The 7,319-nt window shown below is 71.8% G+C and carries 7 protein-coding genes and 2 tRNA genes; 7 read left to right on the top strand and 2 right to left on the bottom strand.

Features of this window, described 5'->3' with window-relative positions:
* Positions 1–283 precede the first annotated feature (283 nt).
* Positions 284–697 carry an SsgA family sporulation/cell division regulator gene (locus tag ACZ6Y7_RS29975; RefSeq protein ID WP_030056266.1) on the bottom strand — a complete coding sequence of 138 codons (414 nt, stop codon included), beginning with the start codon at positions 695–697 and terminating at the stop codon, positions 284–286.
* A gap of 195 nt (positions 698–892) precedes the next feature.
* Between ACZ6Y7_RS29975 and ACZ6Y7_RS29970 the strand changes: the two genes are divergently transcribed.
* From ACZ6Y7_RS29970 to ACZ6Y7_RS29960, 3 genes are all read left to right on the top strand, one after another.
* Entirely contained in the window at positions 893–1,351 is a 459-nt protein-coding gene (locus tag ACZ6Y7_RS29970) for a TIGR02611 family protein (protein WP_465761075.1), read from the top strand.
* 79 nt (positions 1,352–1,430) lie between these two features.
* Positions 1,431–1,502, top strand: a tRNA-Val gene (locus ACZ6Y7_RS29965).
* Between the two features lie 209 nt (positions 1,503–1,711).
* Positions 1,712–1,783: transfer RNA gene (locus tag ACZ6Y7_RS29960), tRNA-Val, on the top strand.
* A 78-nt stretch (positions 1,784–1,861) separates the two neighbouring features.
* On the opposite strand, the gene ACZ6Y7_RS29955 is transcribed toward ACZ6Y7_RS29960, so the two are convergent.
* A complete protein-coding gene (locus tag ACZ6Y7_RS29955) occupies positions 1,862–2,629 on the bottom strand; it encodes an exonuclease domain-containing protein (protein ID WP_465761074.1) in 768 nt (255 codons plus the stop codon).
* Between the two features lie 167 nt (positions 2,630–2,796).
* Between ACZ6Y7_RS29955 and ACZ6Y7_RS29950 the strand changes: the two genes are divergently transcribed.
* From ACZ6Y7_RS29950 to ACZ6Y7_RS29935, 4 genes are all read left to right on the top strand, one after another.
* The gene (locus ACZ6Y7_RS29950) at positions 2,797–3,351 is read left to right on the top strand and encodes a DUF4365 domain-containing protein (protein WP_402216678.1); all 555 of its coding nucleotides are present in this window, start codon (positions 2,797–2,799) and stop codon (positions 3,349–3,351) included.
* A 32-nt stretch (positions 3,352–3,383) separates the two neighbouring features.
* Positions 3,384–4,547, top strand: coding sequence for a hypothetical protein (locus ACZ6Y7_RS29945; RefSeq protein ID WP_465761073.1), 1,164 nt, complete (start codon positions 3,384–3,386; stop codon positions 4,545–4,547).
* 88 nt (positions 4,548–4,635) lie between these two features.
* A complete protein-coding gene (gene thrS / locus ACZ6Y7_RS29940; RefSeq protein ID WP_465761072.1) occupies positions 4,636–6,615 on the top strand; it encodes a threonine--tRNA ligase in 1,980 nt (659 codons plus the stop codon).
* 85 nt (positions 6,616–6,700) lie between these two features.
* Positions 6,701–7,261, top strand: a complete 561-nt coding sequence (locus tag ACZ6Y7_RS29935; protein WP_465761071.1) for an HIT family protein — start codon at positions 6,701–6,703, stop codon at positions 7,259–7,261.
* Positions 7,262–7,319: the final 58 nt, after the last annotated feature.

The following is a 7,319-nucleotide window of genomic DNA, read 5'->3' as shown; positions in this document are numbered from 1 at the left end:
CCGTGCTGGGCAGAGTGTGAAGGGCCCCCCGAGAAAAAGAAAAACCCTAAAAAGACAGCCGCCCCCCTTCTGTGCTCCGCCCCCCCCGCTGCCGGGCGCCTGCGGTGCTGCCGGGCGCCTGCGGTGCTGCGGGGCCCGCTCCGGTGGGAGCGGGCCCTCCACCGGCCCCGAGACCGCGTCGTGCGCGGTTGAGTCCGCTGCCGTGCCCCCGAGTAGGACGGCTGCGTTGACGGCAGGGGCTGCGGCCCCGCCGCCGGCGGGGCGTGATCGCCTCCGGTCGGGGTCAGCTTTCGGCGAGGATGTGGGACAGCTCCCGGTCGAGGTCGAAGTGACGGTGTTCGGTGCCGGGGGGCACCGCGGCGTCCGTCCGCTTGAGGAACGACTCAAGCGCCCGGGCCGGGGCCTCCAGCAGGGCTTCTCCTTCCGGAGAGCTCAGTGCGATGCAGACCACCCCTTGCCCGTGGCTGCGCGACGGCCACACCCGGACGTCGCCGGTACCGGTGGGTCGGTGCAGCCCCTCCGCGAGGAGATCTCGGGCGAACACCCACTCCACGGTCTCGTCGGCGCCCGTGTGGAACGTGGCGTGCACGGCGTAGGGGTCGGCGGTGTCGTAGCGCAGGCCCGCGGGGACGGGCAGTGAGGACTCGCTGGACACGATGAGGCGCAGGTGCAGCTCGCAGCTGACCGTGGTGTTCATAAGCGCCATGGCCTTTCGCTCAGTGTGCGCTCGGGGAATCGCACGTCGGCGAACGGACCATCCCACCCCCAAGACCGATGTAAACCCCTCTGTCCCGATTCGGGCGCGAGTCGTACCCCTTACGGCGCATTGCGGAATCGATGCGGTGCGGCCGGGTCGCGCATTAACGCGGCGCCTCTTGGTTAGTTTCCTGGCATGACTGTGCGAAACGACAAGACGGCCGGGAACACGAGAACGGGTGAAGCGGTCCAGTCGGATGGCGCGGCCGTCGGCGGCTCCCGGGCGGTCGGCTCCCGGGCCCCGGCCTTCGTCCGCCGGTCCCGGACCCTGCACCGGGCGTGGCAGGTGGCGGTCTTCCTGGCCGGCCTCGCCGTCGTCGGGCTCGGGGTGGTCCTGCTGCCGCTGCCGGGACCGGGCTGGGTGGTGATCTTCCTGGGGATGGGGATCTGGGCCACCGAGTTCGTCTGGGCCCAGCTGGTGCTGCGCTGGACCCGCCGCAAGGTCGCCGAGGCCGCCCACCGGGCCCTGGACCCCCGAGTGCGGCGCCGCAACCTGACCCTCACCGCGATCGGGCTGGCCGTCCTCGTCGGGGCGGGCGGCTGGTACCTCGCCCGCTACGGCCTGGTCGTCCCCTGGGCGCTGGGCGAGAGCTGAGCGTGCCGGGCCCCGGGGGCGGCCTCGGGGAGGGTGTTCGGACCACCCGTCCGGATGCGGTAATGTTTTCCCTGCACCCGGGCGATTAGCTCAGCGGGAGAGCACTTCGTTCACACCGAAGGGGTCACTGGTTCGATCCCAGTATCGCCCACCGGAATGCATTGTGATATGTGAGGCCCAGCCGATTATCGGCTGGGCCTCATGTGTATTTCCGGATTCCGCCTGAAGGGCCGTCGGTAATCGGCTGAGGCGCAGTCACCTTCCGTGCGGAGCGCGAGTTCTGCGGGTGCGTCGGCGCACCCCCGGAAGGCCGAGTTGTACGACGACCCCCGAACGGTGCTACAGTTCATCTCGTTGCCCGGGCGATTAGCTCAGCGGGAGAGCACTTCGTTCACACCGAAGGGGTCACTGGTTCGATCCCAGTATCGCCCACCGGACAGCACGCAGGCCCTGACCAGGAAACCGGTCAGGGCCTGCGGCACGTTCGGGCCCGATCCGCCGGGTCGCCCGCTACGCCGCCGCCCGGCAGCCGTGCTCCGGCTCCAGTCGGCGCCCGCAGCCGCACCGGGCCGGCCGGAGAGGCCAGGACGGGTCCACCTGTTCCGTCGCGCCCGAGCGGTCGAACCAGCTCTGCAGCCCGCGCGCCTGCGCCGCGTGCCAGACCACCTGCCGCAGGTGCAGTTCGCCCGCCGTCAGCCCGCCGAGCGCCGCCGGGTAGCGGGCGCCTATGCGCCGGGTCAGCGTCAGCGCGGCCGTCGCGTCCGCCGCCGCGTCGTGCGCCCCGGCCAACTCGACCCCGTAGTGGGCGCACAGGTCGGTCAGCGTCCGACGGCCCTTGCGGTAGCGGTCCACGTGCTTGTCCAGCACCCGTGGATCCAGCACCAGCAGCCCGGCCGCCGCGGGCCCGTCGGCCAGCGTCAGGCCGTGATGGCGGCGCAACTCCCGGTCCAGCAGGGTCAGGTCGTAGGGCGCGTTCATCACCACCACGGGGTGCCCGGCCCTGGCCTCGGCCGCCAGTGCGCGGGTGACCTCCGCCACGACCGCGCGGGCCGGCCTGCCGTGCCGGCGGACGTGCTCGTCGGTGATGCCGTGCACCGCGCGGGCGCCGTCCGGGATCGGGATGCCCGGATCGGCGAGCCAGGTGGTGGTCCGCGCCGGTTCGCCCGGGGCGAGTTGGACGACCAGGGCGGCCGAGACGATGCGATCGTTCTCCACGTCCACGCCGGTGGTCTCGGTGTCGAAGGAAGCGAGTGGGCCGGTGTACCAGTGCTGCTGCATGACTGCCCCTCAGGCGTGCGTTCCGCGCCCGGTTGATACCCGGTTCTGACGGGTCTTCAACCCGTTTGGCCCAGGCCCGACCGGGGATCCTGCCCATGACGTCCGTTCGAATCGACTGCCCCGTTCGAATCCGGACGGGCCCGGCGCCCGGGGGAGGTCACGGGTCGATGGCACTGACACAGCCGCAGCCCGACGAGGCGGCGGCCGTCCTGCGGGGGAACCTCGCCGTCACCGCGTGCATGGAGACGCTGCAGGTCGGCTATCTGCACGCGGTCGCCGCCGCGGCCGGCTGCTCGCTCTCCCAGCCGTTCCCGGACAACGGCATCGACTGGCAGGTCAACCACGGCTCGCGGGCGCACGCGGTGGACGACGAGGTCACCATCAAGATCCAGCTCAAGGCCACCCAGCAGATCGCGCCGGACCCGGCCGGGCGGTTCTTCAGCTTCACCCTGGACAACGACCACCTGCGCAAGCTCGCCCGGGCCCGGGTCGCCGTGCCCCGGATCCTGGTCGTGATGCTGCTGCCGAGCCGGGTCGACCAGTGGCTCCGCGCCCGCCCGGACGCCCTGGAGCTGCGGCACTGCTGCTACTGGGTCAACCTGGCCGGCCACCCCGTCACCGGTCAGCGGCGCACCAACGTCCGGGTGCCCACCGACAAGGTCTTCGACGACCGCGCGCTCTGCGACATCATGGCCCGGGTCGGCGCGGGCGGAAGCCCGTGACCGCCCGGCCCCGGCAGCGAGGAGCCGAGCCCATGACACCGCCGAACGGACCGGGCGAGCCTGCCCGGCCCCTGCCCGACCCGGCCGCCGTCGACCCCGGGGTGCTGGCCTCCCTGCTCGCCCGGCACGGCTGGGTCCGCCGCGGCGGTCCGGCCGCCCGGTACGGCCGCTGGACCCCGCCGGACGGCGAACCGGGCACCAGCCTCCTCGTCCCGGCCGGGGACGGCTTCGACGACGCCGTCGACCTCCTCGCCGACGCCGTCACCGCGCTCTCCCGCTCCCGCACCCCCTCCGCCCGCTCGATCCTGCTCGCCCTGGCCGTCCCCGGTGACGAACTGCGCTGGCGGCGGGAACCGCCGGGCCCCGCCGGGGCCACCTCCTGGGACGACGCCGAGCGCCTCCGGGCTGCGGCGCGCGGGATGCTCGCCGCCGGGGCCAAGGCCGCCCGGACCAGGGCCGCCTACTTCGGCGCCCGGCTGGACGGCCCGGCCGCGGACTTCCTGGACCGCGTCCTGGTGGTCGAGCAGGGCGCCGCCCTCACCGCCTACACCCCGGCCCCCGAGGGCCGCGCCGCCGTCACCACCCTCGTCCGCGCCCTGGAGGCGCTGCGCGACGCGGTCGACTACCGCCGGGTCAGCGGCGGGCCCGAGGCGTTCGAGAACGCCGTCCGGGCGGGGGTCAGCCGCGAACTCGTCCGGTCCGTGGCGGAGCTCGTGCGCGGCACCACGGGGGCCCGGCTCACCGTCGCCTGGTCGGCCGCCGCCGGGACGCCGGGCGGCTTCGGGGACCGCCGGGTCGTCCTCGACTTCTCACCCGGCGACCTGCCCGCCCTCACGGAGGCCGCCGAGCTGCTGGAGCGGATCGAGCCGGCCGTCGCCGTCACCGTGGTCGGCGTGGTCACCCGGCTCAAGCGCGCCGACCCGGCCGGCCCGGGCTCGGTCCGGCTGCGGGTGCTCGCCGGCGCGGAGGTCCGCGACGTCAAGCTCCGGCTGCCCGATCCCGACTACCGGCTCGCCGCCGAGGCCCACCTCGCCGGGCTGCCGGTCCGGGTCTCCGGCCGACTGGAGCGGAACGGCGGCTTCCGCCGATTGACCCGGCCCCGCGGGCTGGAGCTGTGCGGCTGGGAGGAGGGGGACCGCGAGCGGCTGCTGAAGTCGCTGGGGGAGGGGCCGGAGGAAGGGGGACAGGGGACGTAGGTGGACGGCGGGGGCGGCGCTCTCGGTACCATCGTCACGCGCAGCGCTGTGTTGCGTCCTCTGAAATCCAGTACGTCAGGAGAGACCGGTGACGGACGTCCGGGTAATCATCAGCCGCGAACCCGATCGGGAAGAGCGCGTGGTGACCACGGGCACTACGGCCGCCGAGCTCTTCGCCGACGACCGCTCGATCATCGCCGCCCGCGTCGGCGGCCAGCTCAAGGACCTCGCCTACGCCGTCCAGGACGGCGACGAGGTCGAGCCGGTCGAGATCGGCAGCAAGGACGGCCTCGACATCCTGCGCCACTCCACCGCGCACGTGATGGCCCAGGCCGTGCAGCAGCTCTACCCCGAGGCCAAGCTCGGCATCGGCCCGCCGGTCAAGGACGGCTTCTACTACGACTTCGACGTCGAGAAGCCCTTCCACCCCGATGACCTCAAGGCCATCGAGAAGAAGATGCAGGAGATCATCAAGCGCGGGCAGAAGTTCTCCCGCCGCGTGGTCACCGACGAGTCCGCCCGCGAGGAGCTGGCCGCCGAGCCGTACAAGCTGGAGCTGATCGGTCTCAAGGGCTCCGCCGCCACCGCCGGTGAGGGCGCCGACGTCGAGGTCGGCGCGGGCGAGCTCACCATCTACGACAACCTGGACGCCAAGACCGGCGAGCAGTGCTGGGGCGACCTCTGCCGCGGCCCGCACCTGCCCAGCACCCGCCACATCCCGGCGTTCAAGCTGATGCGCAACGCGGCCGCCTACTGGCGCGGCAGCGAGAAGAACCCGATGCTCCAGCGCATCTACGGCACCGCCTGGCCCACCAAGGAGGAGCTGAAGGCGCACCTCGACTTCCTGGTGGAGGCCGAGAAGCGCGACCACCGCAAGCTCGGCAACGAGCTCGACCTCTTCTCCATCCCCGAGGAGATCGGTTCCGGCCTCGCCGTCTTCCACCCCAAGGGCGGCATCATCCGCCGGGCGATGGAGGACTACTCCCGCAAGCGGCACGAGGAAGAGGGCTACGAGTTCGTCTACACCCCGCACGCCACCAAGGGGAAGCTGTTCGAGAAGAGCGGCCACCTCGACTGGTACGCGGACGGCATGTACCCGCCCATGCAGCTCGACGAGGGCGTGGACTACTACCTCAAGCCGATGAACTGCCCGATGCACAACCTGATCTTCGACGCGCGCGGCCGCTCGTACCGTGAACTGCCGCTGCGCCTCTTCGAGTTCGGGACGGTGTACCGCTACGAGAAGTCCGGCGTCGTGCACGGCCTGACCCGGGCCCGCGGCTTCACGCAGGACGACGCCCACATCTACTGCACCCGCGAGCAGATGGCGGAGGAGCTCGACTCCACGCTGACCTTCGTGCTCAACCTCCTCCGTGACTACGGCCTGACCGACTTCTACCTGGAGCTGTCGACCAAGGACCCGGAGAAGTTCGTCGGTTCGGACGAGACCTGGGAGGAGGCCACCGCCGTCCTGGCGGCGGTGGCCGAGAAGCAGGGTCTGCCGCTGGTGCCGGACCCGGGCGGCGCGGCCTTCTACGGCCCGAAGATCTCGGTGCAGGCCCGTGACGCCATCGGCCGTACCTGGCAGATGTCGACGATCCAGCTCGACTTCAACCTGCCCGAGCGCTTCGACCTCGAGTACACCGCGGCGGACGGCTCGCGCCAGCGGCCGGTCATGATCCACCGGGCGCTGTTCGGTTCGATCGAGCGGTTCTTCGCGGTGCTGCTGGAGCACTACGCCGGTGCCATGCCGCCGTGGCTGGCCCCGGTCACCGTGACCGGCATCCCGATCACCGACGAGCACGTGCCGTACCTGCTGGAGGTCGCGGCGAAGCTGAAGAAGCACGGGATCCGGGTCGAGGTGGACACCTCGGACGACCGCATGCAGAAGAAGATCCGCAACGCGCAGCGCAGCAAGGTGCCGTTCATGCTGATCGCCGGCAACGACGACGTCGAGGCGGGAGCGGTCTCCTTCCGCTACCGCAACGGCGAGCAGAAGAACGGCGTGCCGGTCGACGAGGCGATCGCCGAGATCGTGGACGCCGTGGAGCGCCGTATCCAGGTGTGACGTCGTCCCCGCGCAGGCGGGGGTGCGCGGGGCAGGCTCTCGATGAGTCTGCCCCGCGCGGCTTTGCAAGCGCGGTCGGGCGAATATGCTGATCAGCATGACGACTGAGCCGGAAGTGCAGCGGGGCGTCGGGGAGCCGGACGGCTTCCGCCGCCTGTGGACCCCCCATCGGATGGCGTACATCCAGGGTGAGAACAAGCCCACCGGCCCGGCTCCGGACGACGGTTGTCCGTTCTGCTCGATCCCGTCGCTGAGCGACGAGGACGGCCTGGTCATCGCCCGGGGGAACGCCGTGTTCGCGGTGCTGAACCTCTACCCGTACAACGGCGGGCACCTGATGGTGGTCCCGTACCGGCACGTGGCCGACTACACCGACCTGGACGAGGCGGAGACGGCCGAGCTGGCGGACTTCACCAAGAAGGCGATGACCGCGCTGCGGGCGGCCTCCGGCGCGCACGGTTTCAACATCGGGATGAACCAGGGCGCGGCGGCCGGTGCCGGGATCGCCGCTCACCTGCACCAGCACGTCGTACCGCGCTGGGGCGGGGACACCAACTTCATGCCGGTGGTCGGCCACACCAAGGTGCTGCCGCAGCTGCTGGCGGACACCCGGAAGATGCTGGCCGAGGTCTGGCCGCAGGGCTGAGCCGGAGAGCCACCGGAAGGGGTCCGTCACCGGGGAATCGGTGACGGGCCCCTTTCCG

This window comes from Kitasatospora sp. NPDC053308 (assembly GCF_055585785.1).
The sequence above is the reverse complement of the archived record's forward strand: the minus strand, read 5'-3'. Positions and strand labels throughout refer to the sequence as shown.

Excerpts from the sequence above, each read along its gene's own strand:
- ACZ6Y7_RS29975 (WP_030056266.1), bottom strand. The coding sequence starts at position 697 with ATGAACACCACGGTCAGCTGCGAGCTGCACCTGCGCCTCATCGTGTCC.
- ACZ6Y7_RS29970 (WP_465761075.1), top strand. The coding sequence starts at position 893 with ATGACTGTGCGAAACGACAAGACGGCCGGGAACACGAGAACGGGTGAA.
- ACZ6Y7_RS29955 (WP_465761074.1), bottom strand. The coding sequence starts at position 2,629 with ATGCAGCAGCACTGGTACACCGGCCCACTCGCTTCCTTCGACACCGAG.
- ACZ6Y7_RS29950 (WP_402216678.1), top strand. The coding sequence starts at position 2,797 with ATGGCACTGACACAGCCGCAGCCCGACGAGGCGGCGGCCGTCCTGCGG.
- ACZ6Y7_RS29945 (WP_465761073.1), top strand. The coding sequence starts at position 3,384 with ATGACACCGCCGAACGGACCGGGCGAGCCTGCCCGGCCCCTGCCCGAC.
- ACZ6Y7_RS29935 (WP_465761071.1), top strand. The coding sequence starts at position 6,701 with ATGCTGATCAGCATGACGACTGAGCCGGAAGTGCAGCGGGGCGTCGGG.